The organism is Gordonia sp. 852002-51296_SCH5728562-b (genome assembly GCF_001665475.1).
GTDB lineage: Bacteria > Actinomycetota > Actinomycetes > Mycobacteriales > Mycobacteriaceae > Gordonia > Gordonia sputi.
Genome location: NZ_LZMI01000133.1, coordinates 1 through 24,628 on the forward strand (window position 1 = coordinate 1; position 24,628 = coordinate 24,628).

25 protein-coding genes and 1 pseudogene are annotated in these 24,628 nt (G+C 65.4%); 9 read left to right on the forward strand and 17 right to left on the reverse strand.

Annotated features, from left to right (window positions below; genetic code table 11):
- Positions 1 to 590: 590 nt before the first annotated feature.
- A pseudogene (locus A5766_RS22715) lies at positions 591 to 1,490 on the reverse strand (alpha/beta hydrolase); the annotation flags it as partial.
- Positions 1,491 to 1,834: 344 nt separating this feature from the next.
- Here A5766_RS22715 and A5766_RS22720 point away from each other — a divergent pair.
- The 5 genes from A5766_RS22720 to A5766_RS22740 all read left to right on the forward strand — a co-directional run bounded on the left by A5766_RS22720 (position 1,835) and on the right by A5766_RS22740 (position 9,340).
- On the forward strand, positions 1,835 to 3,511 hold the full coding sequence (locus A5766_RS22720; RefSeq protein WP_411349812.1) for an FAD-binding dehydrogenase: 1,677 nt from the start codon (positions 1,835 to 1,837) through the stop codon (positions 3,509 to 3,511).
- A 97-nt stretch (positions 3,512 to 3,608) separates the two neighbouring features.
- Complete coding sequence (locus tag A5766_RS22725) at positions 3,609 to 4,691, forward strand: Dyp-type peroxidase (RefSeq protein ID WP_039854729.1); 1,083 nt, start codon at positions 3,609 to 3,611, stop codon at positions 4,689 to 4,691.
- A 72-nt stretch (positions 4,692 to 4,763) separates the two neighbouring features.
- Entirely contained in the window at positions 4,764 to 5,564 is an 801-nt protein-coding gene (locus A5766_RS22730) for a family 1 encapsulin nanocompartment shell protein (protein ID WP_005203247.1), read from the forward strand.
- A gap of 90 nt (positions 5,565 to 5,654) precedes the next feature.
- Complete coding sequence (locus A5766_RS22735) at positions 5,655 to 7,388, forward strand: ABC transporter ATP-binding protein (RefSeq protein ID WP_039854731.1); 1,734 nt, start codon at positions 5,655 to 5,657, stop codon at positions 7,386 to 7,388.
- Positions 7,385 to 9,340 (forward strand): ABC transporter ATP-binding protein, encoded by a 1,956-nt coding sequence (locus A5766_RS22740; RefSeq protein ID WP_064906593.1) that lies wholly within the window; start codon positions 7,385 to 7,387, stop codon positions 9,338 to 9,340. Before A5766_RS22735 ends, A5766_RS22740 begins: the two co-directional genes overlap by 4 nt.
- On the opposite strand, the gene A5766_RS22745 is transcribed toward A5766_RS22740, so the two are convergent.
- Together A5766_RS22745 and A5766_RS22750 are read right to left on the reverse strand one after the other, a co-directional pair.
- A complete protein-coding gene (locus tag A5766_RS22745) occupies positions 9,277 to 10,206 on the reverse strand; it encodes a type IV toxin-antitoxin system AbiEi family antitoxin domain-containing protein (RefSeq protein ID WP_064861482.1) in 930 nt (309 codons plus the stop codon). The genes A5766_RS22740 and A5766_RS22745 overlap by 64 nt on opposite strands.
- A 24-nt stretch (positions 10,207 to 10,230) precedes the next feature.
- Entirely contained in the window at positions 10,231 to 10,899 is a 669-nt protein-coding gene (locus A5766_RS22750) for a hypothetical protein (RefSeq protein ID WP_005203260.1), read from the reverse strand.
- A 44-nt stretch (positions 10,900 to 10,943) separates the two neighbouring features.
- On the opposite strand from A5766_RS22750, the gene A5766_RS25400 reads away from it, so the two are divergent.
- Complete coding sequence (locus A5766_RS25400) at positions 10,944 to 11,066, forward strand: hypothetical protein (RefSeq protein WP_267626561.1); 123 nt, start codon at positions 10,944 to 10,946, stop codon at positions 11,064 to 11,066.
- Here the strand turns inward: A5766_RS25400 and A5766_RS22755 are convergent.
- The 6 genes from A5766_RS22755 to rnhA form a co-directional block, all read right to left on the reverse strand.
- A complete protein-coding gene (locus A5766_RS22755) occupies positions 11,046 to 11,837 on the reverse strand; it encodes an SDR family oxidoreductase (RefSeq protein ID WP_039854733.1) in 792 nt (263 codons plus the stop codon). The genes A5766_RS25400 and A5766_RS22755 overlap by 21 nt on opposite strands.
- 64 nt (positions 11,838 to 11,901) lie before the next feature.
- Positions 11,902 to 12,903 (reverse strand): aldo/keto reductase, encoded by a 1,002-nt coding sequence (locus A5766_RS22760; protein ID WP_039854698.1) that lies wholly within the window; start codon positions 12,901 to 12,903, stop codon positions 11,902 to 11,904.
- A complete protein-coding gene (locus A5766_RS22765) occupies positions 12,900 to 13,367 on the reverse strand; it encodes a MerR family transcriptional regulator (protein WP_064906594.1) in 468 nt (155 codons plus the stop codon). The genes A5766_RS22760 and A5766_RS22765 overlap by 4 nt, the downstream gene beginning before the upstream one ends.
- A 29-nt stretch (positions 13,368 to 13,396) precedes the next feature.
- Complete coding sequence (locus tag A5766_RS22770) at positions 13,397 to 13,876, reverse strand: gluconokinase (RefSeq protein ID WP_064906595.1); 480 nt, start codon at positions 13,874 to 13,876, stop codon at positions 13,397 to 13,399.
- Positions 13,869 to 14,804, reverse strand: a complete 936-nt coding sequence (locus A5766_RS22775) for a D-isomer specific 2-hydroxyacid dehydrogenase family protein (RefSeq protein WP_005203285.1) — start codon at positions 14,802 to 14,804, stop codon at positions 13,869 to 13,871. The genes A5766_RS22770 and A5766_RS22775 overlap by 8 nt, the downstream gene beginning before the upstream one ends.
- Positions 14,804 to 15,292, reverse strand: coding sequence for a ribonuclease HI (gene rnhA, locus A5766_RS22780; protein WP_039854734.1), 489 nt, complete (start codon positions 15,290 to 15,292; stop codon positions 14,804 to 14,806). Before rnhA ends, A5766_RS22775 begins: the two co-directional genes overlap by 1 nt.
- A 69-nt stretch (positions 15,293 to 15,361) precedes the next feature.
- Here rnhA and A5766_RS22785 point away from each other — a divergent pair, with 69 nt between their 5' ends.
- Positions 15,362 to 16,138: a methyltransferase domain-containing protein gene (locus A5766_RS22785; protein ID WP_005203288.1), complete on the forward strand. Its 777-nt coding sequence runs from the start codon at positions 15,362 to 15,364 to the stop codon at positions 16,136 to 16,138.
- Between the two features lie 52 nt (positions 16,139 to 16,190).
- On the opposite strand, the gene A5766_RS22790 is transcribed toward A5766_RS22785, so the two are convergent.
- Positions 16,191 to 17,420, reverse strand: coding sequence for a citrate synthase (locus A5766_RS22790; RefSeq protein ID WP_064861269.1), 1,230 nt, complete (start codon positions 17,418 to 17,420; stop codon positions 16,191 to 16,193).
- A gap of 54 nt (positions 17,421 to 17,474) precedes the next feature.
- Here A5766_RS22790 and A5766_RS22795 point away from each other — a divergent pair, with 54 nt between their 5' ends.
- Both A5766_RS22795 and A5766_RS22800 read left to right on the forward strand, forming a co-directional pair.
- Positions 17,475 to 18,620: a citrate/2-methylcitrate synthase gene (locus tag A5766_RS22795; RefSeq protein WP_064861270.1), complete on the forward strand. Its 1,146-nt coding sequence runs from the start codon at positions 17,475 to 17,477 to the stop codon at positions 18,618 to 18,620.
- Between the two features lie 61 nt (positions 18,621 to 18,681).
- Positions 18,682 to 19,206 carry a DUF1697 domain-containing protein gene (locus A5766_RS22800; RefSeq protein WP_064906596.1) on the forward strand — a complete coding sequence of 175 codons (525 nt, stop codon included), beginning with the start codon at positions 18,682 to 18,684 and terminating at the stop codon, positions 19,204 to 19,206.
- A gap of 2 nt (positions 19,207 to 19,208) precedes the next feature.
- On the opposite strand, the gene A5766_RS22805 is transcribed toward A5766_RS22800, so the two are convergent.
- The 7 genes from A5766_RS22805 to A5766_RS22835 all read right to left on the reverse strand — a co-directional run bounded on the left by A5766_RS22805 (position 19,209) and on the right by A5766_RS22835 (position 24,628).
- A complete protein-coding gene (locus A5766_RS22805; RefSeq protein ID WP_005203292.1) occupies positions 19,209 to 19,691 on the reverse strand; it encodes a hypothetical protein in 483 nt (160 codons plus the stop codon).
- A gap of 51 nt (positions 19,692 to 19,742) precedes the next feature.
- Complete coding sequence (locus A5766_RS22810) at positions 19,743 to 20,708, reverse strand: isopenicillin N synthase family dioxygenase (protein WP_005203293.1); 966 nt, start codon at positions 20,706 to 20,708, stop codon at positions 19,743 to 19,745.
- A gap of 33 nt (positions 20,709 to 20,741) precedes the next feature.
- Positions 20,742 to 21,194 carry a MarR family winged helix-turn-helix transcriptional regulator gene (locus A5766_RS22815; RefSeq protein ID WP_051993741.1) on the reverse strand — a complete coding sequence of 151 codons (453 nt, stop codon included), beginning with the start codon at positions 21,192 to 21,194 and terminating at the stop codon, positions 20,742 to 20,744.
- 81 nt (positions 21,195 to 21,275) lie between these two features.
- The gene (locus A5766_RS22820) at positions 21,276 to 22,019 is read right to left on the reverse strand and encodes a hypothetical protein (protein WP_005203295.1); all 744 of its coding nucleotides are present in this window, start codon (positions 22,017 to 22,019) and stop codon (positions 21,276 to 21,278) included.
- Positions 22,019 to 22,432: a CoA-binding protein gene (locus A5766_RS22825; protein WP_039854736.1), complete on the reverse strand. Its 414-nt coding sequence runs from the start codon at positions 22,430 to 22,432 to the stop codon at positions 22,019 to 22,021. The genes A5766_RS22820 and A5766_RS22825 overlap by 1 nt, the downstream gene beginning before the upstream one ends.
- Before the next feature lie 11 nt (positions 22,433 to 22,443).
- Complete coding sequence (locus A5766_RS22830; RefSeq protein ID WP_064906598.1) at positions 22,444 to 23,316, reverse strand: DMT family transporter; 873 nt, start codon at positions 23,314 to 23,316, stop codon at positions 22,444 to 22,446.
- A gap of 1 nt (position 23,317) precedes the next feature.
- A complete protein-coding gene (locus tag A5766_RS22835) occupies positions 23,318 to 24,628 on the reverse strand; it encodes an NAD(P)/FAD-dependent oxidoreductase (protein ID WP_005203301.1) in 1,311 nt (436 codons plus the stop codon).

Sequence of the window (24,628 nt, forward strand, 5' to 3'; positions counted from 1 at the left end):
TTGTGCCCGGCCGCCCCGCCCCTCCCCCCCTCCCCCCCCCGCGGCCGGGCCCGCGTTTTGTCCCCGGCCCCTCGTCGTTTGTGTGGGTGGGGTGTGGGTGCGGGCGAGTGGTTTCGACTCGGCTGCTCGCTTCGCTCGCGGCCGCTCAACCAGCGGGAAGGCGGGAGGGCACAACCAGCGCTAAGGCGGCTCAGCTCAGCGGGTGAGTGGTTTCGACTCGGCTGCTCGCTTCGCTCGCGGCCGCTCAACCAGCGGGAAGGCGGGAGGGCTCAACCAGCGCTAAGGCGGGCGGGCTCAACCAGCGGTAAAGGCGGGCCAGCCCGACCAGCGGGGGGTGGTGGTTTCGACTCGGCTACTCGCTGCGCTCGCCGCCGCTCAACCAGCGAGAGAAGTGGCCTCGGGTTGTCCTACTCGCCCGAGTCCTGCGTGCCGCGGCGTCGGAAGGCGCGGGCCTCGTCCAGCGCGGAGCGGGGTGTGTCGTCCGACGAGTCCTCATCGACCGCGGGCACCTGGCGGGTCGGCTGGTCGTCGCCCTCCTCAGCGTCGGAGGCCGCGGGCCCCTCGACGCGTGGGATGCGCTGAGTCGGACGATCCCACCAGTGGTCGCCGTCGGGGGTGACGTGCGTGGTGAGCTTGACGCCCGGGACCACTGCGACGCGCGGAATGTAGAGCCGCGTGCTGACCGATGCGGCCACCTCGAGCGGAACCATCTGCGAGAACTTGACCGGGTTGAAGTTCGCGCTGCTCGGGTTGATCGAGCTGTCGAACTTGCTGCCGAGACCGGTGCCCGACGACAGGTACACGTAGTGGCCCGCGAGGTTGTTGGCACTCAGGAACGGATCATTCTGGAACCACTCGCCTGCCGGAAAGAAGCCCCACATGTTGTTGGGGTCGCCGCCCATGGTCGCAACCGACGCCTGGATGCCCTGCGTGAAGCCGGGGAAGGTGACGGTCGGGTAACCGCTGTAGGACGCGACCGCCTTGTAGAAGCCCGGGTGCCGCGACGCGAGGTTCAGCGCCGACGTTCCCGACATCGACAGACCGGCAATTCCGTTACGTCGGTTGTCGGAGTTGTGGTTCTTCTTCATGTACGCGGGAAGTTCGCGCGTCAGGAACGTCTCCCACTTGTTCACGCCCAGCTTGGGGTCGGGACGCTCCCAGTCGGTGTAGAAGCTGCCGCCACCACCGAAGGGGATGACCAGGTTGGTGCCCTTGCCGGCCATGAAGCGGTCGGCGCCGGTGTTGTTCTGCAGCCAGCCGCTGGTGTTGTTGGGCGCACGCAGACCGTCGAGGAGGTAGAGGGTGGGCTTGGGACCTCCGCCGCCACCGTCGACGATGCGAACCGGGATGTTCTTGTGCATCGATGCGGAGTACACGTATTCGGTCTGGCCGGCCGCGTGGGCTTCCGGGGCCACGGCCATGGTCAGGCCGCCGAGCGCCGCCATGGCGCCCACAGCGGCAACGAGGCGCTTGCGCGCACGAGTCAACATATGAGAAAAGTCCTTACGATCTTGACCCGGACGGGCCTCGTTCATACGGGCAGGAAATGGGGCCAGCGGCCTTGCCGACTGAGTTGGTCCCCAACGCGACAGAGTGTAACGGCTGCATAACGCAGCAGCAAAAGGTACATCGACCCTTGACCGTCGGTTGAGACACGCAGATGATCATTACCCACGTCACACGCACGGTCCATACCTGCGCAGCGTCAACTAGGTCACAGGGCACTCAGTTGTCACATGTCGGTTGTCACATCTCGATACCCGTCGGCGCTACCTCACCGGAGACCCCGGGGATAGGGTCGTCCCATAAGCAGGACATATCGAGGAAGGCTCTCGTGAACACAGCGCATGTGGATGCAGGACAAGCCGACGCCATCGTCGTCGGGTCCGGCCTGGCCGGACTCGTCGCCACCTACGAACTCACCAAGGCGGGTCGTCGGGTGATCGTCGTCGACCAGGAGAACCGCAACAACCTCGGTGGACAGGCGTTCTGGTCGCTGGGTGGCCTCTTCCTCGTCGACACTCCCGAACAACGTCGACTGGGCATCCACGACTCCGCAGAGCTGGCGCTGCAGGACTGGATGGGCTCTGCGGGCTTCGACCGCGACGACGAGGACTACTGGCCTCGACAGTGGGCTCGCGCCTACGTCGACTTCGCGGCCACGGAGAAGCGTCAGTACCTGCACGATCTCGGTCTGCGCATCACACCGGTCGTCGGGTGGGCAGAACGCGGCGGCGGATTCGCCGACGGCCACGGCAACTCGGTGCCGCGCTTCCACCTGACCTGGGGCACCGGCCCCGAGGTGGTCCGCATCTTCGCCGAACCCGTGCTCGACGCCGAGCGCCGCGGACTCGTCGAGTTCCGCTTCCGGCATCGCGTCGACGAGATCGTCGTCGAAGACGGCACTGCTGTCGGTGTGCGCGGGTCAAAGCTCGCCCCGACTGCTGCCGGCCGCGGCGAGGCGTCGAACCGCGATGAGATCAGCGACTTCGAGATCCGCGGCGGTGCGGTCATCGTCACGACCGGCGGCATCGGTCACAACCACGAGCTGATCCGTAAGAACTGGCCGACGGAGCGCCTCGGACCCGCCCCGAAGACGATGATCTCCGGTGTCCCCGCCTACGTCGACGGTCGCATGCTCGGCATCGCAGAGGAAGCGGGCGCAAGCCTGGTCAACCGCGACCGCATGTGGCACTACACCGAGGGCATCCACAACTGGGATCCCGTCTGGCCCGACCACGCCATCCGCATCATCCCCGGGCCGTCGTCGCTCTGGCTCGACGCCAACGGCAATCGGCTCAAGCCGCCCAACTTCCCCGGCTTCGACACCAATTCGACGATGCGCGAGATCCTCGCGACCGGCTACGACTATTCGTGGTTCATCCTGACGCAGTCGATCGTCGAGAAGGAGTTCGCGCTGTCGGGTTCGGAGCAGAACCCCGACATCACCGACAAAGACCTCAAGTTCGCCGCGAAGAGCCGTTTCGCGAAAGGCGCGCCCGGTCCTGTCGAGGCCTTCCTGAAGAACGGCAGCGACTTCGTCGTCGCCGATAATCTCGCAGAACTCGTCGCGGGCATGAACGAGATCACCCGCGGTCCCAAGCTCGATCTGCAGCACGTCGAGCGAACCATCTCGGCACGCGACAACGAGATCGACAACAAGTTCTCCAAAGACGCGCAGTTGATGGCGATCACCAACGCGCGCCAGTTCCTCGGCGACAAGATCGTGCGTGTGGCCAAGCCGCACAAGATCCTCGACCCTGCCCACGGACCGCTGATCGGGGTGCGCCTGAACATCCTGACGCGAAAGACGTTGGGCGGTCTGGAGACCAACCTCGAGTCGGCCGTGATGCGACCCGACGGTTCGGTCTTCGACGGCCTCTATGCCGCTGGCGAGGTCGCCGGATTCGGCGGCGGTGGTGTGCACGGTTACAACGCACTCGAGGGAACGTTCCTCGGCGGCTGTATCTTCTCGGGCCGCGCCGCCGGGCGAGCGGTTGCGCGGGGCTGAGTCAACAGGCGTCGTAGACAACCGGTGTGCCTGGCCTGAGTTTCGTGAGGACACACTTTCACCGGCGCGGATTGCGCGCTGCACTAGAGTGAAAACCGTGCCCGTACCGCAGACGATTCTGACACGCAAAACAAAGCACGCGTTGTTCCTCGTCCTGACGATCAACGCGGGTGGCGAGGACGCCGTCCGGGGAATGTTCGACGTCCTCGGGTCGCGCATCAACTCCGTATCGTCCCGAGCGCCCGAGCAGGCGCTCGCGGGCATCGTGTCGATCGGCTCGGATGCGTGGGACCGCCTGTTCGCAGGCAATCGCCCCAAGTCGCTTCGACCCTTCGTCGAGTACGCGGGCGATGTCCACACGGCCCCTGCGACTCCCGCCGACCTGCTGCTGCACCTCAAGGCCGACGCGATGGACCTCTGCTACGAGCTCGGCCGCATGTTGATGAGCGAACTCGGCGACGCCGTGACGGTCGTCGACGAGGTGCACGGCTTCCGCTACTTCGACCTACGCGACCTCATCGGCTTCGTCGACGGCACCGAGAATCCCGTCGGCCAGGCTGCGATCGACGCGATCACCGTCGGCGACGAAGACCCCGCGTACGCGGGCGGTAGCTACGTCGCCATCCAGCGCTATGTCACCGACTTCAAGGAATGGGATTCGATCTCGGTCGAAGACCAGGAGGCGGCGATCGGGCGCACCAAACTCGACAACATCGAGATGTCCGACGACGTGAAACCGACCAACTCGCACATCGCGCTCAATGTGGTCAACGACGTCAATGGCGAGCAGATCGACGTCGTCCGCGACAACATGCCCTACGGCGAGGCCTCGGGCATCGGCGACTCCGGCACCTTCTACATCGCGTACTCCTCGGCGCCCGACGTCACCGAAGAGATGCTGCGCAAGATGTTCATCGGCGATCCGCCCGGAAACTACGACAGGCTGCTCGACTTCACGACCGCCGTGACCGGGGCACAGTTCTTCACCCCGACCGTCGATTTCTTCGACGACCTCCCCGACGCCCCAGCCGCCGCCGAATCGGATTCCGACGACGACGCTCCCCACGATGTGCCCGCACCCGCACCGGTCACGCTCGACGCCGCATCGCCGGTTCCGCCACCCGAGCCGACCGACCCCGGCGACGGGTCGCTGGGAATCGGATCGCTGCGCTCCTCGTGAATCACCCGCAACCTTCTGCCTGACAACACAACTCGCCAACACAACCCGCCACCGACTACCAGGAGACGCACCATGAACAATCTGCATCGCGAACTCGCCCCCATCTCCGCGTCCGCCTGGGAGGCCATCGAAGAAGAGGCAGCGCGGTCGTTCAAGCGCAACATCGCGGGCCGTCGACTCGTCGACGTCAAGGGACCACTCGGACTCGAGGCGTCATCGGTCACCCGTGGCCACCGCACCAAGATCGACGCCCCCGCCGATGGCATCCAGGCGTTCAAGCGCAGCGTGCAGCCGCTGATCGAACTCAAGGTGCCGTTCACCGTCACGCGCGAGGCCATCGACGACGTCGACCGTGGCGCGGAGGATTCGGACTGGGATCCGGTGGTCGACGCCGCACGCGAGCTCGCGCTGGCCGAAGACCGCGCGATCTTCGAGGGATATGCCGCCGCCGGCATCTCGGGCATCCGCGCCGAGGCCACCGCGACACCGATCCCGCTGCCCGAGGACGTGCGTGACTACCCCGAGGCGTTCAGCGCGGCCCTCTCGACGCTCAAGCTCGCGTCGATCGACGGGCCCTACTCCATCGCGCTCTCGGCCGATGTGTACAACCTCGTCAACGAGACGTCGAATCACGGTTATCCGGTTCGCCAGCACATCCAGCGTCTGATCGACGGCGAGATCGTGTGGGCACCCGCAATCACCGGAGCGTTCGTATTGTCAACGCGCGGAGGAGATTTCGAGCTGACCATCGGTCAGGATGTCTCGATCGGCTACGACTCTCACGACGCCGACGTGGTGAACCTGTACTTCCAGGAGTCCTTCACCTACCTCACCTACACCGGCGAAGCGGCAGTCGCGTTGACGTCCGCCTGACGGGTTGCGCCCACCGTCGGACGGGTTCGCCCCGAAAACGTCTCGCACGGTGTCGGCGCGGCTTGCTAGCGTCGTGTGAGTGAGCGCCACATGCTGACCCGCCTCATCCGGACATACCTCTCGCGGTATCCCTGGCACATGCTCGCCGTCGTGATACTGCAGCTCATCGCGACGGTGGCCATGTTGTACCTGCCGACGCTGAATGCCGACATCATCGACAACGGCGTCGCGAAGGGCGACACGTCGTACATCCTGCGCGTCGGTGCGGTCATGCTGGTCATCACGATCGCCCAGATCGTGTGCACCATCATCGCCCAGTACTTCGGCTCACGGGCTGCACTGGCGACCGGACGCGACATCCGACACGACCTGTTGCACAGGATCAACACCTACTCGGCCAGGGAGATGGGGACGTTCGGTGCGCCGTCGTTGATCACCCGCACCACCAACGACGTCCAGCAGGTGCAGTTGTTGATCGTCATGAGCACCACCATCCTGGTGATGGCGCCCATCATGTGCATCGGCGGCATCATCATGGGCATCAAGGTCGGGTCACAGTTGTCGTGGGTGCTCGTCGTGGCGGTGCCGGTTCTCGCGGTCGCGATGGGCGTCATCATCGCGCGTATGATCCCCGGCTTCCGCGCGATGCAGGAGCGCATCGACGCGGTCAATCGTGTTCTGCGCGAACAGATCACAGGTATCCGAGTGGTCCGTGCGTTTGTGCGCGAACGTTACGAGATCGACCGCTTCGCCACCGCGAACGACAGCCTCGCCCAGGCCACGCTGCGCGTCGGCCGGATGCAGGCGTTGATGTTCCCGTCCGTCATGCTGATCACGAACGTCACCATCGTCGCGATCATCTGGTTCGGCGGCCATCTGGTGTCCGACGGCAGCATCGAGATCGGCGCGCTGACCGCGATGATCACCTATGTCATGCAGATCCTGATGTCGGTGATGATGGCGTCGTTCCTCGCAATGATGGCGCCGCGCGCAACAGTCTGTGCCGAGCGCATCTGCGAGGTCCTCGACACCGAGACCTCCGTCGGCGCACCACAAGATCCGGTGCCCTTCGCCGCGCAACCGTCCACTGTCGAGTTCAGAGGGGCACAGTTCCGCTATCCAGGTGCCGACGATCCCGTCCTGTCCGACATCAGCTTTCGCGTCGAGCCCGGCACCACAACCGCCATCGTCGGCTCGACCGGCTCCGGCAAGACCACACTCGTCGGTCTGGTGCCACGACTCATCGACGTCACCGCCGGTGAGGTTCGCGTCGGCGACACCGATGTCCGACGCCTCGACCCCAACACCCTGCGCGATGCCATCGGCCTCGTCCCGCAGCGCCCATACCTGTTCTCGGGGACCGTCGCGTCGAACATTCGGAACGGCAAACCCGACGCCACCGACGAGGAGGTCTGGGAGGCGTTGCGCATCGCGCAGGCCGCCGACTTCGTCGAGCGTATGCCCGACGGCCTCGACACCCCGATCTCCCAGGGCGGCACCACGGTATCGGGTGGTCAACGTCAGCGCCTCGCCATAGCCCGTGCGCTGGTGCGCAAACCGTCGGTCTACCTCTTCGACGACGCGTTCTCGGCCCTCGACGTCGCCACGGACGCACGCCTACGCGCCGCACTCGCACCCGCGACGTCGGAGTCCGCCGTCATCATCGTCGCCCAGCGCATCTCGACCATCGTCGACGCCGAGCAGATCGTCGTACTCGATCGCGGTCGGATCGTCGGGATCGGCACGCACGACGAACTTCTCGCGACCTCCGAGACGTACCGCGAAATAGCGGAGTCTCAGCTCGCGATCGGAGAGTCTGCATGACCCGCGCAGGCGGCGCAGCCCCCGCTCCCCCGGGGCCAGGCCGCGGCCCGATGGCTGCGGGACCAGTCGTGGCCAAGGCGCGGTCGTTCGTCCCGTCGATCAAGCGGCTCATCGGATTACTGTTCTCCTACCGGACCTCGATGAGCGTCGTCGTGTTGTCGATCATCGGATCGGTGATCCTCACGGCGTTCGCACCACGAGTGCTCGGCGACGCCACCAACATCATTTTTGACGGCGTCGTCGGCAAGATGCTTCCCGCGGGGACCACCAAGGCGCAGGCGGTCGAGGGGCTGCGCGAGCGCGGCAACGGCACCCTCGCCGACATGGTGAACTCGATGAACGTCACCCCGGGTGTGGGCATCGACTTCGGCGACGTCGGCCGCGTCTTGTTGATCGTGCTCGCGCTCTACGTCGGCTCGGCGCTGTTGTCGTGGCTCGGTGCCTATCTGCTCAACATCGTCGTCGTCGGCACCGTGAAGCATCTGCGCGCAGAGGTCGAGGCAAAGATCCACCGCCTCCCTCTGAGCTACTACGACGCCACCGCGCGCGGCGATCTGCTCAGTCGCGTCACCAACGACCTCGACAATCTGTCACAGACGTTGCAGCAGACCATCTCCCAGTTGCTGAACTCCGTCCTGATGGTGATCGCGATCCTGGTGATGATGCTCTGGATCTCGCCTCTGCTGGCGCTCATCGCGCTTGTCACCGTGCCGCTGGCCGCGGGCGCAACCGCGCTGATCGCCAAGCGCTCCAAGCCGCACTTCCTGGCGCAGTGGTCGTCGACCGGCAAGCTCAACGCCCAGGTCGAAGAGGCGTTCACCGGGCACGAATTGGTGACCGCGTTCAATCGTCAGGCCGACGTCGAATCCGAATTCGACGAGCGCAACGAGAAGCTGTACCAGTCGAGTTGGCGTGCACAGTTCATCTCGAGCACCGTCATGCCGACGATCATGTTCCTCGGCAACCTCAACTACGTGGCGGTCGCCGTCGTCGGCGGACTGCGCGTGGCATCGGGCGCGTTGAGCCTCGGCGAGGTGCAGGCGTTCATCCAGTACTCACGTCAGTTCACGCAGCCGCTCACGCAGATCGGGTCGATGGTCAACCTGCTGCAGAGCGGCGTGGCGTCGGCCGAGCGCATCTTCGACATCCTCGACGCCGACGAACAGACCCCCGACCCGAAGAACCCGAAGACGCCCGAGCACGACCGTGGGCTCATCGAATTCGACGACGTCTCGTTCCGCTACGTCGCCGACAAACCGCTCATCGACGACCTCTCACTCGTCGCACGTCCCGGTCACATGGTCGCGATCGTCGGACCGACCGGCGCGGGAAAGACCACCCTGGTCAACCTCATCATGCGCTTCTACGACGTCGACTCCGGAACCATCACCGTCGACGGCGTCGAATCCCGTGAGATGACCCGCGACGACCTGCGCGAGCGCACCGGAATGGTGCTGCAGGACTCGTGGCTGTTCGGCGGAACCATCTACGAGAACATCGCCTACGGCGACCCCACGGCATCGCGCGAGGAGGTCCTCGAGGCCGCGCGCATGAGCCACGTCGACCACTTCGTCCGCATCCTGCCCGACGGCTACGAGACAATGCTCGACGACGAAGGCGGCGGCGTGAGTGCCGGTGAGCGACAGCTCATCACGATCGCGCGCGCCTTCCTCGCCCGCCCGACCATCCTGATTCTCGACGAGGCCACCAGCTCCGTCGACACCCGCACCGAGCTGCTCATCCAGAAAGCGATGGCCGCGCTGCGCACCGACCGCACGAGTTTCGTTATCGCGCACCGCCTTTCGACCATCCGCGACGCCGACGTCATCGTGGTGATGGAAGACGGGCACATCGTCGAGCAGGGCACCCACGACGGGCTGCTCGCCGCTCAGGGCGCGTACTGCCGGCTGTACCGCAGCCAGTTCGCCGGGGCCGTCGACTCGGAGGCTTGACCTTGCCCGGCAATCTCCAAGCGCTCCAGCCACTCTCGCACCATCGGCACCACGCGGTTCTTTCGTAGATCGGCCCACACCCATCGGATCACCATCGGCCCGAGGCGCCTGACGCCATCTTCGCGGGCCTTCTCGCGCTTCATCACGTCGAGCGCGGTCTCGTCGTCGCCCAGATCCTTGGTGTACTTGCGCATCCCGTCGAACTCGCCGACGAGCTTGCCCTCCCAGTCGTAGTCGACCTTGGCGACGAATTGGCCGTCGGCGTCGAAGTACTCTCGCTGCAGTCGTGGAACAGGCAGCTCGGCGACGATCATCTGACCTCTGCCCCACGACTCGCCCGCGTTGTCGGCCAGTGGGCTCGCGAACGCAAGCGCCTTGCGGGCAACGGCAACTCCGCGGCGTCGAGAATCGAGGAGCGCCGACATCTTCTCGCGATCGGCACCGAGTCGCAGCGCGGAGTCGAGCACGGCCAGCGCCTGGTAGAAGTTGCCGCTGCACGCGATGTCGACGGCGGTGACCTCCAGCGACGTCACCACGATGCCGTCGATCACCGTGACGTCGTCGGGCCCCAGCCGACCGGAGTGCAGATGCCGCTGGGTTTCGATGCGTCCGCCGGTCTTGTGCCCAGTGGTCAAGTGCACCCGCGCGAGATCGGGGAACAGCAGCGACATCCCGTGGAGCACTCCCGCCGACTGATGACTCAGCGGTACGTCGGATTCGGATAGGAGCGTTGCCGCGACGGCCTTCAGCCGATGCTTGACCTCCGGCGTACGGCTCTTGTCGGGCAGCACGTAGGCGCCGGGCCACACTCGCACGAGGGTGCCCGCGTCGACGGCGCGCGTGAGTTGCCGATCCGACGAGCCCAATCGCTACTCGACGCAGCGGCCGTTTCAGCGCTCCAGCTCGCCCGCGATTCGCTGCTCGATCTGGGCGGCGGCGACGTCGGGGATGTCGATGAGTCCGTCGAGCTCCTGGCGCGCCTTGCGGTAGGCGGCCTGGCGTTCGGCGGGCGTGGCGGCGGCGTCGGCGGCGACGGAGATCAGTTTGCGCGCGCGGTCGAGTGATTCGCGCTCGACGGGCGAGAAGTCGGACTGTTTCCGACGCCGCGCCTCGCGCTCTGCTGCGTCGAAGGCGGCCTCGTAGTCGCCGACGGCGTCGCGGTAGCGCTCGAACTCGAGTGGGTCCAGCTTCTGGTCGGCCGACGTCGGGCGCAGGTCGTCGGCGCGGATCTTCGCGCGATGGAACGCGAGCGTCAGCGGCTCACGCATGTCGGTCATCATGGGGAACTCGATCAGCGTCGCCAGGTCGAGTTCGTACCCGAACCATCGCTGATCTATCGCGTCGTGCTTCTCGAGCACCTTGGTGACGGACGCCTTGTCGGCCTGGGTGAGTCGTAGCTGTTCGGTCTGCGCGCTCGCCTTGACCCGGGCGAGTTCGATCTTGTCGCGTCGACGCTTCTCGTTGTACCGCGCGAGCGAACCGAACCAACCACCGGCGACTCCACCGATCGGAAATATCAGCCACCAGTAATCGCCCGCGAAGTGCAGGAACTGATCCATGAGACAACAGTACCCACGTCACGGGCCCCGACTACCGTGTCAACATGGCCAAAGCCGACGCCCCGACGCTGCTGTTCGACACCGTCGATGACTGGCAGAGTTGGCTGGCCGACAACCACGACTCGTCGCCTCCTGAGCCGCGCGTCCTACAGATCGGGGATCGGTAGGTCGAGGTTCGGAGCGATGATTCCGCCGTCGACCTCGAGCACCTTTCCGGTCACGTAGGCACCGGCAGGTGACGCGAGGTAGACGGCCGCGGCGGCGATGTCTTCGGGCTCGCCGAGACGGCGCATCGGTGTCGCGTTCTCGATCGCGGTCCGCATGGTGTCGTCGGCGGCCACGATGTCGAGGGCCGACGTCAGGATCGCCCCGGGCGCGATCGCGTTGACCCGGATGCGCGGATTGAGGTCCATCGCCGCGAGCCGCGTGTAGTGCGCGAGCGCGGCCTTGGCCGTGCCGTATGCCGCGTACGCCCGGCCCGGCAGCCGCCCCACAGCAGAAGTGATGTTGATGATCGATCCCGAGCCCGCGGTCTCCAACACCCTCGGAACCGCAGCCGTGACCAGCGCATGAGCATTGGCGACGTTGAAACCGAACGCATCGCTCAGATTCTTCGGTGAGGTGTCGAGCAGCGGTCGTGGCATCGCGCCGCCGACGTTGTTCACGACGGTGTCGAGCCGTCCAAACGTGTCGACGGCGGTCTGCGCGAGCGCCGCTGCAGCGTCGGGATCGGAAAGGTCGGCGACGACGACGCGCGCACGCCTATCTCGGTCGGCGACCTCGGCGGCCACCTTCTCCAGTTCGCTTTCGCTGCGCGCGGAGATCACCACATCGGCGCCCGCCTCGGCGTACGCGACAGCGATCGCCGCTCCGAGGCCGCGCCCCGCACCCGTGATGATCGCGACGGTGTCGTCGAGTCGGAATCTGTCCAGGATCACGACTCCCGACAATGCCACAGAACTGCAACACGTTCTAGATTTTGGCAAAGGGGCGCGGTATGAACTACGACGACCGGCCCGCCACCCAATTCATGTCGGGGTAGCGGTCGCCTGCGGGGCGCAGCGTCGACAATCGCTCGAGCTGATCTGAACTCAATTCCACCGACAGCGCGCCGAGGTTCTCGTCGAGGTAGCGCGTGCGCTTGGTGCCGGGGATCGGGACGACGTCGTCACCCTGAGCCAGCAGCCACGCCAACGCGACCTGACCCGGCGTGGCGCCGACCTCGGTTGCCACGGTGCGTACCTCGTCGACGAGAGCGAGGTTGTGGTCGAGGTTCTCGGCCTGCCACCGCGGGAGCGTCGAACGGAAGTCACCGTCGGAAACCTGCACTGCCGCAGCAGATCCCGTCAACATGCCGCGACCAAGCGGACTGTAGGGCACCATCGTGACACCCAGTTCACGCGCGGCAACCACATCCGACGATTCGACGTCGCGACTGAACAACGACCACTCCGACTGCAATGCCGCGATGGGGTGCACCGTCGCTGCGCGACGCAGGGTGTCGGCATTGGCCTCGCTGATCCCGAGCTCGCGAACCTTACCGGCGGCCACCGACTCTGCCATCGCCCCGACAGTCTCCTCGATCGGCAGCTTCGGGTCGACGCGATGCAGGTAGTAGAGGTCGATGGTGTCGACGCCGAGACGTCGCAGCGAGGCATCGACGGCGGACCGCAGGTACTCCGGCGAACCGTCGACTTCGCCGTTGGGATAACCGGTTTCGGGATCGATCTCGATACCGAACTTGGTCGCGAGCACCACGTCGTCTCTCCGGTCGGCCAGAACCTGCGCGAGCAGTTCCTCGTTGGCGCCCACGCCGTAGACGTCGGCGGTGTCGAGTTGGTTGACCCCGACATCGAGTGCGTGATGCAGCGTCGCCCTCGCCTCGTCCTGGTCGGCCTCGCCGTAAGCGAAACTCATTCCCATACAACCCAATCCGAGCGGTGAGACCTCGAGGGAACCGATGCGCCTGCGGTTCCGGGTTGTCGAGTCTGTTGATGCAGTCATGGCTGAGTCCTTCCGCCGTAGGTGGCGATCTTGTATTCGGTTGCTGCCAGCGACAGCGTGAGTTCGGAGATCTGGCGTCGAATGGTGTCGCGGTGTTCTAGCAGCATCTCGAGCCGCTCCGGCACGGTGTCGTCGCCCTCGTCGACGAGTTCGACGTAGTGCTGGAGGTCGCGAATGGCCATGCCCGACAGTCTCATTTGTGTCACGAAGACGAGTCTGCGCACGGCGTCGGCGTCGTAGAGCCGGTTTCCCGACGCGTCGCGGGGCACGTCGACGAGTCCGATTCGCTCGTAGTACCGCAGTGTGTGCGCCGAGACGTCGAGCATCGCGGCGGTCTGTGCGATGGTCAGCGGTTCGTCGATCTCGTCGGCTTCGACAAGGCGGTGGATGACCTCGACCGACAGTGGACCGTCGAGTTCGTTCAACGTGGCCAACGCCCTGCTCATGAGGTGATCTGTACTCATGACAGCAACGCTAGGCCTTAGAGCGCGCTCTAACGCAACACCTGATCGACGATCACGTCGAGCGGCAGCGCGGCGTCGACGATCATCCCCTGCTCGTCGGGTCCGGGTGGTTCGAGCGCGGCGAACTGCGAGTCGATGAGCGCAGCAGGCATGAAGTGATCACGCCGCCCGTGCACGCGCGCATGTGCCGCGTCTCTGCCGAGGGCGAGCATCACGAAGAACGCCCTGGGAGCACTGCCGCGCAGTCGATCCCGATAGGCACGGCGCAACGCCGAACAGGCGGCCACGCCGTCGTCGTGCTCGGCGAGCCAGGTACCGACCACGTCGAGCCAGGGCAAGCGATCGGCGTCGGTCAGTGGATGTCCCGCGGCCATCTTCGCGATGTTGGCGGCCGGGTGCAGATCGTCGGCATCGACAAACGGCACCGCCAGACGTGCGGCGAGCGCCAGTCCGACAGTACTTTTCCCGCACCCTGACACCCCGCAGACGACGATGGGCGACTCAGTAATCGTGACCAGCCGCCACGGTCGACACGAGGTCTTCTCCTGCGCGGAATCGGCGGAGGTTCTCCGCGATCCACGGCGCGAGTTCGCGGGTGAGACCCGACGCCGGGTTGGCGATGTGAGGTGTGATGATCACGTTCGACAGCGACCACAGCGGATCGTTGCGCGCGGGCGGTTCGGGATCGGTCACGTCAAGTGCGGCACCCGCGATCTCATGCCCCTTGAGCGCCCAGTACAGCGCCTGTTGGTCGACGAGCGGCCCGCGTGCGATGTTGACCACCCACGCGTGGGAGGGCAACTGCGCCAACACCTTTCCATTGACCAGGTGATGGGTTTCCGGAGTCGACGGCGCGGCGAGGACCACGTGATCGCACGACGACCACACCTCATCCATCCGCGACGACGGCAGCGTGCGCTGAGCGCCGTCGACCTCACGTCCCGAATGGTTCACCGCGAGAACCGAAGCGCCACAAGCCTTCAGGCGTGGAATCAGCGATCTCGCGATACCGCCGGCCCCGATGATCGCCACGGTCGCGCCGCGCAGTGTGCGCACCGCGGGATCGATGTGGTCTTTGTCCCAACCCCACCGCACCGATGAGTTGATCTGCCGCAGCCCGGCGAGCAGGAGCGCGAGTGCGTGCTCGGCGACGTTCTCCGCATAGAAGCCCGACGCGTTCGTCCAGACACGCTTGTCGTCGAGAATGCCTGCGGAGACGAACTCTTCGATCCCCGCCGTCTTCAACGCCACCCATTCGACGGTGTCGGGGAGATCGGGGAATCCCGACGCTCCGCCAAGCCAGATCAGGACTCGCGCGGCGTCGAGGTCGGTTTGCGTCGCACCGACGTCGTCGAGCGCCGCGGTGATGTGCTGATCACGTTCGGGGAGGACGGCGACCGTGATCGTCGAATCAGTTTGCGAGGCAGACGAACTCATCACTCACGTCCAGCGAGTTTCTTGGCGGCAGATGTTGCCAGCGTGTCAGCGATCTCGTTGTAGTGATCTCCCGCATGACCTTTCACCCATTTCCAGGTCACCTTGTGCAGCTTCTCCTCCTCCACGAGGCGGCGCCACAGATCTGCATTCTTCACGGGTTTCTTGTCTGCGGTTTTCCACCCGTTTCGCTGCCAGCCACTCACCCACTTGGTGATGCCGTTTCGGACGTAACTCGAGTCGGTGTAGAGGATCACCGTCGACGGCTTGGTCAGTGCGGCGAGGCCCTCGATCGCTGCCGTCAGTTCCATCTTGTTGTTGGTGGTATCGGGTTCAGCGCCGGAGATCTGCTTCTCGTGGCCGCGGTATCGCAGGACCGCACCCCATCCGCCCGGCCCGGGATTGCCCAGGCAGGCGCCGTCGGTAGAAATTTCGACGACATCCGCGTCGGCCGATGCGGCCGTCACCAGTGCGTTGTCATCATCGTTCACGAGAGTCTCTGACACTCCTCCCAGGTTACCCACTGCCATGATCGCTGTGAATTGCATAGAGTTGGTTGCATGCCGGTCTGGGATCCGAGTCGATACCTACAATTCTCCGACGCTCGTGCCCGCCCCTTCCTCGATCTGATCGCCGAGGTGCCGACCAATCCGTCGACCATCGTCGACCTCGGATGCGGGCCTGGGCAGCACACCAAGCACCTACGCGAACGCTGGCCGGAAGCCCTGGTTCTCGGAATCGACGCCTCGACCGAGATGATCACCGAGGCCATCCGCGAGAACATGGACGGGTTGGCCAACTACGACGTCGCCGACCTCACCGAGTGGACACCTCCAGAACCCGTCGACCTGTTCTTGTCGAACGCGGTGTTCCAGTGGGTCCCCGATCAGGAAGTCGCGATCGAGAGACTGCTGCCCCATCTCAACGACGGCGGTGCTTTCGCGATCCAGGTGCCCAACAACACCGGCGCGGCCACGTACCGCAGCCTCAACGAACTCGCCGAGGAGGAGCCCTACTCGCAGTACTGCGGCGATGTCCGGCGGCTGCCGTGGCTAGCACCCGACTTCTACCTCAACTTCTTTGCCGAGCGCGGCTTCGAGGTCAACGCGTGGGAGTCGACGTATCTGCACGTCCTCAAGGACAAGGGCGACGACCCGGTCTTCGACTGGATCTCCGGCACCGGCGCCCGCCCCTTCCTCGAAGCGCTACCCGACGAACTGCGCGACGACTTCAGCGAAGAGCTCAAGCGCCGACTCCGCGCCGCCTACCCCGCCCGCGACTGGGGCACGGTGCTGCCCTACCGCCGCACGTTCGCCGTGGCCGTTCTGCCGCGCTGATCGAGCCGCCCCCGCTGATCGAGCCCGCCCCCGCTGATCGAGCTTGTCGAGATCACACCCCCACCGGCCGCACGCCCGTGTACACGCCCTCGGGCCGAAACCGCAGCCGCTTCTCGCCATACTCCTCGAGCGCGTGCGCGGTCCACCCGACCATCCGCGCGACGGCGAAGATCGTCTCCGCGGCATCGGGGCGCATCCGATAGCTCAGGGCGAGCGCGGCCAACGCGAAGTCCGAGTTGACGAATGTCGACGACCCCAGCGCACCCATCACACTCGACACCGCTCTCATCACACGCGGGTCCCCGTCACCCGCGTCCCGCAGCATTTCCATCAACGTCACCGCGCGCGGGTCGCTCTGCCGGTAGACGACATGCCCGGTACCCGGAATCCGATCGCCCATGCGCAAGCGTTCACCGACAACCGACTCCGGATCGTCGAGAGCTTGGGCAAGAAACCGGTACGCGAAAGTCGTTGCGCCGCCGTGCATCGGACCGTCGAACGCGCCGAGGCCCGCACTGATCACCGCGTACACGCTTCCCCTCGCGCTCGCCGCAACGCGGGCTGCGACCGTTCCCGCGGACAGATCGTGGTCGGCGAGCAGCACGAGCGCCGCATTGAGCATCCCCACCCGCTCCGGCGTCAAGGGCTCGTCTGACAGAAGGGGCCAGAGCCGCGCCGCGAATCCATCAACGCCGACATGAGAATCGTCGACGACTTCGGTTCCGACGATCGCCTCCAGAATCGTCACCGCCTTGTCGGCCACCGCTGCGGGATCGAGTTGATGCCTGCGCGCGTCGTCGGCTCCGAGGAGGTCGACGATCAGCCGGATTCGATCAAGACCTCGCGCGGTCGGGCCAAGCGCGGCGTCGACTCGCCCCGGCACATCGCCGACCACTCCTGGCGGAGTATCTGGCCACGATTGCTCCCACAACAGTGCCGCCACCTGCTCGAATGACATGTCCCGCGCCAGGTCGCCGACGTCGTGTCCCCGGTAGTACAGCCGGTCGTCGTGCAGATAGGACAGTTGCGTCCGGATGCGTTCGACGACGCCCGCCGGCGGCCGTGGACGGCCTTCGGTCAACAACTTCTCGACCTCGTCGACCGGAAACACGCTCCCCGAGACACCGTCGATCCGCTGACTCTGCAACCGTCCACGACTGACGTAGGCGTAGACCGTTGATGTCTTGACCCCCAACACCTTTGCGACCTGTGCTGTCGTCAAGTAGTCGCGTCCGTCATGGTGCACAGGGGTCGGCCAGCGGCGTCGATGAATGCGTTGCACATATTGATTGAATCAACATTGACGATGATGCACCAAGGGGTGATCGTTGCAGTCATGACTGATGTGCTGATCGCGCCCGCAGGCCTCGCGAACGTCGTCGTTGCCGACACCGAAATCGGCGATGTCCGTGGCGATGAGGGCTTCTACCACTACCGTGAATTCTCGGCGCTCGACCTCGCGCGCACCAAGACCTTCGACGACGTGTGGTTCCTGTTCGTGCACGGGCGTCTACCCGACGAGGCAGAGTTGCGCTCCTTCGTCGCGGCGACCAGAGCGCTGCGGACACTCCCCGACGAGATATCCGGCATCCTGGCGACGTCGGCAATGCTCGGTGGAGAACGTGAACTCCTGACCGGTCTGCGCACGGTGATGTCGGCGCTCGGCCCCACCTTCGGGGTGCGGCCCCTCTGGGATTCCGACGCGCAGGCGCGGCAATTCGACGCTCTGCGGGCAACCGCACTCACGCCGACGATCCTCGCAGCGCTGCACCGCATTCGCACAGGCCAGGAGCCGCTTACGCCGCGAGACGACCTGAGCGTCGCAACCAACTGGCTCTACCTCATCACCGGCACCGAGCCATCACGGGAGTACGCCCGCGCCGTCGAGCAGTACCTCATTCTGACCATGGATCACGGATTCAACGCCTCGACCTTCACCGCGCGTGTCATCGCGTCGACAGGAGCCGACGTCCACGCGGCCTTGTGCGGCGCGCTCGGCGCATTCTCGGGTCCGTTACACGGCGGCGCCCCCGATCGCGCGCTCGACTCCCTCGACGAGATCGTCGCCCATGGCGACGCCCTGACGTGGGCGCGCGAGCAGGTGGCGCAGCGTCGTCGGATCATGGGTTTCGGTCACGCCGTCTACCGCACCGAAGATCCGCGATCGGTGCTGTTGCGAGAGGTCGCGCAAGGTCTCGGCGGACCGACGGTCGACGCCGCGATCGCGGCGGAACAGGCGATCGTGCAGGCGTTGGCCGAAGCGCACCCCGACCACCCGCGCTACGCCAACGTCGAGTTCTACGCCGGCGTGGTGATGGACGCCTGCGGCATTCCACGCTCGATGTTCACGCCGACCTTCGCGGTGAGCCGCACGGTCGGGTGGTGTGCCAACATCCTCGAACAGGCGAACAGCCGCAAGATCATTCGGCCCGCCGCTCGCTATGTCGGTCCGCCACCACCCGAGCGGCCACTCGTGATCTGAACGCTCAGGTCAGGACCAACGACGCTTACTCGCGCACCAGAGTCGGTGCGACACTGTACACATGACACGTCGAGCAGTGCTGATCAGAGCCATCAACGTCGGAGGCGCGAAAGTTCCGATGAAGGAATTACGCAGCATCGCAGCCGATCTCGGGGCAACCGACATCTCGACGTACATAGCTTCTGGCAACCTGATCTGCACGCCACCCGCGGCATCGAACCATTTCGACAGAGCACTCGAGGCTGCAATCGAGCAGCGCTACGGATTCTTCCGTGAAGTGATCAGTCGTTCCCGCGACGAGCTCGTGACCGCTCTCGACATCCACCCTTTCGATGTCGTCGACGAGAAGTTCTCCTACGTCTACTTTCTGGTCGACGCGCCACCGGAGGATCGATTGAAAGCGTTCTCGGACAAGGACTTCGGCAATGATCTTTGTGAGGTCGTCGGCTCCGACCTGCACATCCGCTACGCAGAGGGCGCAGGCACCTCGAAGCTGACGGCACCCGTGATCGCCCGAGGACTCGGCGTACAGGGCACGGGTCGCAACCTACGCACCGTCCGCAAGCTGATCGAGTTGACCGCCTGAGATCACACGCGCCCGATGGTGCTGATCGCGGCGTCGATATCGCTGCGCTGCTGCTCGGCGGGCGTCTCCCACAGCTTCTTCGGTAGTTCCTCGAGTTCGACGATGGCGGCATCGATCGCTTCGAGCTCCGACTCCCGCCCCTCCTCGGGGAGCGTCGAGGCGTGAATGAGCTTGTCGTCCAAGTCGAACACGGCTGCGTCGAGGCGGTCGCGCTCGGCCACCAGGCCGGCGTCGTTGGCGATCCACGGGTTCTGGTGCACGTCGGCAATCGCGTAGCGGATTCGACGGTGCATCCGAGCCTCCCGCGAGGTCGACGTCGTCCAGTCATCCGGGGCGCGGCTCGGCTGGCCGGGGATGAGGTCGTTGGAGCGGGCGAAGCGTCGAACCCGCTTGTCGGAGTCGACGGCGAACCACGCCGCTCCCGCCAGAATGATCAACGCGACCACGATGGTCACGATGATGACGATCCACGCGACCGCGTTCATGACTGGACTCCCTGCACCGACACCTCACCCGACACGGACATAAGTCCGACCTTAGCCGTGGTGACGCGCCGCGACGTCGGGATGCGCGCGTGTCCTCGACTTCCACGCGTTCTCGCCGTACGTCGAGTAGAGCGGATTGGCCGGATCCTCTTCGACACCGCGTGAGAGTTGCGCGAGGTCGGGCGGGAGGGCGAGCGTCGGGACCCGGGCGTCGAGCGCCGGATTGAGGAAGTAGGGGATCGAGATCCGATCGGTGCCCGGCGCCGGGGCGAGCACCCGATGTCGCGTCGCCCGCAGGAAGCCACCCGTCGCGACCTCGAGCAGTTCTCCGATGTTGACGATGAAGGCGCCCTCGAGCGGCGGCGCGTCGATCCACTCGTCTGCGCCCGCCTCGACCTGCAGGCCTGTCGAATCCGGTTCGACGAGCAGCAGTGTCAGAACGCCTGAATCCTTGTGTGCGCCAACGCCTTGCGATGTCTGGGTGGTGCCCGGATAGCGCACCACCTTGATCAGGGTGGCCGGTGCCGTCGCGAAGGCGTCGTCGAAGACGGTCGCGTCGCCGGTGAGTGCGTGCGCCCAGTGACGCAACAGCTCGAGCCCGACCCCCGACAGCGCTGCGTCCCACTTTTCGAACGCGGGACGCAGCTCCGGAAGGGCAGACGGCCACAGGTTCGGCCCCTGCAGATTCCAATATCCCTGAGCGTTCTCGATCACGTCGCGCTCGGGGCCGATGTCGATCTGTTCGCGCCAGTCGACCTGCGAGTTGGTGAGTTCTCCGCCGAGGCGCGAGTAACCGCGGAAGTGAGGGCTCTCGAGTTGGCTGATCTCCTCCTTGGCTTGCGCGGGAAGCGCGAAGAAACGCCTGGCCAGAGCCAAGATCTCGTCGATCTGCTGTTGCGGGACGCCGTGTCCGACGAGGTAGAAGAAGCCGACTCGGTGCGTCGCGTCGAGGAGCGCGGATTCGAATCCCACGGGATCGGAAGCTGCCGTGGAGAGGTCGATGATCGGTAGACCCATCGGTCCATTATCTACCCGAGCGCAATTCGGCTCCTACGCGCTCGGCACCCTCGCCGCCGCGACCGCGGCAGTGTTGACGCGGGTCAACACTGCGTGCAGCTCTTCGAGATCAGCCAGCTCGACGCCCAGCGCATCGACGACGGCTCCGGGAATCGACAACGCCTGCTCACGCAGAGCACGCCCCGACGACGTGAGTTCGACGTCGACGTTGCGCTCGTCGTCGCCGCGACGTCGTCTCACGATGAGCTGCTGTTGTTCGAGTCGCTTGAGCAGCGGTGAGAGCGTGGCGGAGTCGAGCTGAAGCACCGCGCCAATCTCTTTGACCGCCCTCGGTTCCGATTCCCAGAGCGCGAGCATGACCAGATACTGCGGATGCGTCAGGCCGAGCGGCTCGAGCAGTCGGCGATAGATGCGCAGCACCGAACGATTCGCCACGGCCAACGCGAAACAGACCTGCCGCTCCAGGAGCAGCGGATTGATGCCCATGTCGTGCGGATTGGCCGTGTCCTGCGAACTCACGTATTCAGTGTGTCATATTCAATCGTTCGCTATCGATTGGCGAGGCGCTCAGGTGGCGGTGCTCGGCGCGTCGGGGTCGGGCTGCGACGGCCTGCCCGCTACAAGGTCGGCAAGCTTGAGTCCGTAGGAGCCGAACCGCGCGTCGAAATGCTCGGCGCGATACGTGGCTCGGTTCTGTTTTGCCTTCGAATAGTGTTTGCGTGCCCATCGAGAACCGGGGCGCGCCAACCGAATTGCGCCGATCCACGCGACCGGCGGGAGGTAGGCGCCGATCACCGCCGTCGAATACTTGCCCTTGGCCACGCAGACAAGCAGCACGCCGATGTGCACGACGAGTACCACGAGAATGACGAGATGGCCTGCGCCGAACCGCGCCGATTCGTCGTCGTCGGTGGTGACGGGATTGAGACCGAGCAGCAGGAGCCCGAGTGCCGCCACCGTGAGGGCAACCACCTGCACCGAGAGTTGTCCCTCACGCGACCAGTACACGTCCTGCATGTGCAGGATCATCGCGAACTCGTCGAGCACCAACGACGCCCCGATACCGATGAGCACTGCCGCGATCTCCCCGGCGGGCGCGGTGCCGTCGGCGGCCACGGAGGTGATGGCGCCGATGATCAACAGGATGATCCCGGGTACCGCGTGATGGATGTGCACGCCGCCGGAGACATTGTTGCGGAACGGTCCTCTACCCGCGCGGATCAGGCGGGTGATGACGCGGGTGATGACGAACGTCAGCAGAAACGCCACGAAGAGCAGCGCCAGTGGTAGTCCCGCCGGACCGTGGTTCATTACTTCGGAGTGATCCCGGTGCGCTGCTGCTCGATCTTGAGACAGCGATCCTCGACGTAGAGCAGGCCGGCTTCCTCGGCGATCGCGCGCGCCTCCGGAGACGTGATCCCCAACTGCAACCAGAGCGCCTTCGCGCCCGCGGCGACGGCTTCACGGGCGATCTGCGGGCAGTCGGCCGACGGGCGGAAGACGTCGACGAAATCGACCTGCTCCGGAACGTCGGCGAGGGTCGGGTAGACGGTCTCCCCGACAATCGTCTCGGCAGTGGGATTGACCGGAATGATGCGCCAGCCCAGCGACTTCATCAGCGCGGGAACCCCGTTCGACGGCTTGGCGGGGTTGGCGCTGGCCCCGACGACCGTGATCGTGTCGAAGGTGCGCAGGATCTGTTCGGCGACATCATCGGTGCTCATGGTGTCCAAGTCTAGGTGTGCGCTCCCTGCGCGGCGGGCTGCTCGCCTTCCTCGCTTGTCAACCACGCAACCAGCGACGCCCCGATGATGGCGCACACGAAGCCGACGGCCGCGAGCCACCCCAATCCGTCGACGGCTTTGTCGCCGAGGAACACCACGCCGACGATGGCGGGAAGACCCGTCTCTCCGACGACGAGCACCGCGGTGACGGCGTTGACCGGTCCGATCTGCAGCGCAAGGGTCTGGATGTAGAACGCCATGGCACCCGCGATCGCGATGGTCCACGCCGCCGGATCTTTCAGCACCGTGAGGGGGTCGAACGGGGAGACGCCGTCGAGCACGCGCACCGCAACTGCCAGCGCGCCGTACATGAGACCCGCGATTGCGCCGCCGAAGATGGCTCCGCGGCTTCCGAGTATCCGCATGACCGCGACGCCGAAGACGGCAACCGCGGTGGTGACCGCGAAGAGCGCCCAGTGGAACATCATGTCGGCGTGTGTCGACGCCTCCTTCGACGCCGATGCGCCCAGTACGCACAGTGCGAATACGACGAGGAGTATCGCCGCCCAGTCCTTGGCGTGCAGCGCGGTGTGGAGCATCACCGTGCCCAACAGCGCCGTCACGATGAGGTTGCCCGCCACGATCGACTGCGCGAGGAACAGCGGCAGGAAACGCGCCGCGACCGCTCCGCCGACGAATCCGAGCATCACGGTCAGTGTGCCGAGGAAAAACGTCGGATTGCGCAACGCCGCTAGTGCACCGCTCGCCGATCCGCTGTTGCCGGAGTCCTGTGCCGCCTCTTGTGCCCCTTTGGCACGCAGGACTGTCGAAAGTCCGTATGCCAGTGCTGCAAGGCAAGCCGCGACGATGCCGATGATGTACATGTCATTCGTCGGGGTAGGGCTGATGCGCTCTGCGAGGGTCGCCGTAGGTGATGGCTCGTTCGCTTCGAGTGCCCGTGATCAGCGTTGCAGACCAGGTCACCATTGCGCCCATCCGATTCCGAACGCCTGCGAGGAAAGCCACGTGGATCACTCCCCACGCGAGCCAGCCCAAGGTTCCCGACATCTCCAGCGGACCGCTCTGCACAATGGCATTGCGTCGCGCGATGTAGGCGGCATTCCCGAGGTCGTGATACGTGAACGGCTTACGTTCCGATTGTCCCGCAACGAGATCCGCGATCACGCCACCCACGTGACGTCCACCCTGCATGGCCACCTCGGCCACACCGGGCAGGTTGTTCAACGACGACGTGTCGCCCGCGACGAACACGTCGGGATGCCCCTCGACGGAGAGGTCGTCGCGCACCGGAATCCGCCCAGAACGATCCTGCTCGACGCCGAGCGCCTTGGCGAGAGTCCGTGCGAACGGGACGGCCTCGACTCCTGCGGTCCACAACGTCGTTCTGGCTTCGAATGTCGTGAGTTCGCCGGTCTTCTTGTCCTTGGTCTGAACTGTGTCCTCGCCGACGTCGACGACGTGGACACCGAGATGGGTTTCGACGCCGATCTTGTCGAGGGTGCGCTGCGCCCGCTTCGACAATGACTCACTGAACGAGGGCAAGACACGATCAGACCCGTGGAACAGGAGCACCCGGGCTTCGGTGGGATCGATGGAGTCGAACTCTCGTCCGAGTGAGAGCGTCGCCAATTCGCGTATCTGCCCGGCAATTTCGACGCCGGTTGGGCCGGCGCCCGCGACAGCGAACGTGAGCCATGCCCGACGCTCGTCGGGATCGGTGAGAGTCTCGGCAATCTCGAAGGCGCCCAACACTTGTCGTCGAATCGCAAGTGCGTCGTCGAGTGTCTTCATGCCGATCGAGTTCTCGATCGCGTCGTCGCAGCCGTGATACGCGGTACGCATGCCGGTCCCGACGACGAGGTAGTCGTAGCTGATCGTCGTGGGACTGCCGTCGGCCCCGAGAATGGTGAGAACCTTTGCCGCGACGTCGATATCGTCGGCCTCGCCGAGCACCACGTTGACATTGCGCTGGCGTCGAAGCAGATGCCTGATGGGGCTGGTGATCGCGCCTTCCGAGAGGATGCCGGTTGCGCACTGGTAGAGCAGCGGCTGGAAGAGGTGGCTGGTGCCACGGTCGATGACGGTGACCGAGACCGGCTCCTTCTTGAGTCGCCGAGCGGCGTGTACGCCGGCGAATCCGGCTCCGATGATCACCACGTGCGGCTTGGACGCCAT

Coding starts and splice junctions, on each gene's coding strand:
- A5766_RS22730 (WP_005203247.1), top strand. CDS start 4,764: ATGAACAATCTGCATCGCGAACTCGCCCCCATCTCCGCGTCCGCCTGG.
- A5766_RS22735 (WP_039854731.1), top strand. CDS start 5,655: ATGCTGACCCGCCTCATCCGGACATACCTCTCGCGGTATCCCTGGCAC.
- A5766_RS22740 (WP_064906593.1), top strand. CDS start 7,385: ATGACCCGCGCAGGCGGCGCAGCCCCCGCTCCCCCGGGGCCAGGCCGC.
- A5766_RS22750 (WP_005203260.1), bottom strand. CDS start 10,899: ATGGATCAGTTCCTGCACTTCGCGGGCGATTACTGGTGGCTGATATTT.
- A5766_RS25400 (WP_267626561.1), top strand. CDS start 10,944: ATGGCCAAAGCCGACGCCCCGACGCTGCTGTTCGACACCGTCGATGAC.
- A5766_RS22760 (WP_039854698.1), bottom strand. CDS start 12,903: ATGACTGCATCAACAGACTCGACAACCCGGAACCGCAGGCGCATCGGT.
- A5766_RS22765 (WP_064906594.1), bottom strand. CDS start 13,367: ATGAGTACAGATCACCTCATGAGCAGGGCGTTGGCCACGTTGAACGAA.
- A5766_RS22775 (WP_005203285.1), bottom strand. CDS start 14,804: ATGAGTTCGTCTGCCTCGCAAACTGATTCGACGATCACGGTCGCCGTC.
- A5766_RS22785 (WP_005203288.1), top strand. CDS start 15,362: ATGCCGGTCTGGGATCCGAGTCGATACCTACAATTCTCCGACGCTCGT.
- A5766_RS22795 (WP_064861270.1), top strand. CDS start 17,475: ATGACTGATGTGCTGATCGCGCCCGCAGGCCTCGCGAACGTCGTCGTT.
- A5766_RS22800 (WP_064906596.1), top strand. CDS start 18,682: ATGACACGTCGAGCAGTGCTGATCAGAGCCATCAACGTCGGAGGCGCG.
- A5766_RS22805 (WP_005203292.1), bottom strand. CDS start 19,691: ATGAACGCGGTCGCGTGGATCGTCATCATCGTGACCATCGTGGTCGCG.
- A5766_RS22810 (WP_005203293.1), bottom strand. CDS start 20,708: ATGGGTCTACCGATCATCGACCTCTCCACGGCAGCTTCCGATCCCGTG.
- A5766_RS22815 (WP_051993741.1), bottom strand. CDS start 21,194: ATGGGCATCAATCCGCTGCTCCTGGAGCGGCAGGTCTGTTTCGCGTTG.
- A5766_RS22820 (WP_005203295.1), bottom strand. CDS start 22,019: ATGAACCACGGTCCGGCGGGACTACCACTGGCGCTGCTCTTCGTGGCG.
- A5766_RS22825 (WP_039854736.1), bottom strand. CDS start 22,432: ATGAGCACCGATGATGTCGCCGAACAGATCCTGCGCACCTTCGACACG.
- A5766_RS22830 (WP_064906598.1), bottom strand. CDS start 23,316: ATGTACATCATCGGCATCGTCGCGGCTTGCCTTGCAGCACTGGCATAC.
- A5766_RS22835 (WP_005203301.1), bottom strand. CDS start 24,628: ATGGCGTCCAAGCCGCACGTGGTGATCATCGGAGCCGGATTCGCCGGC.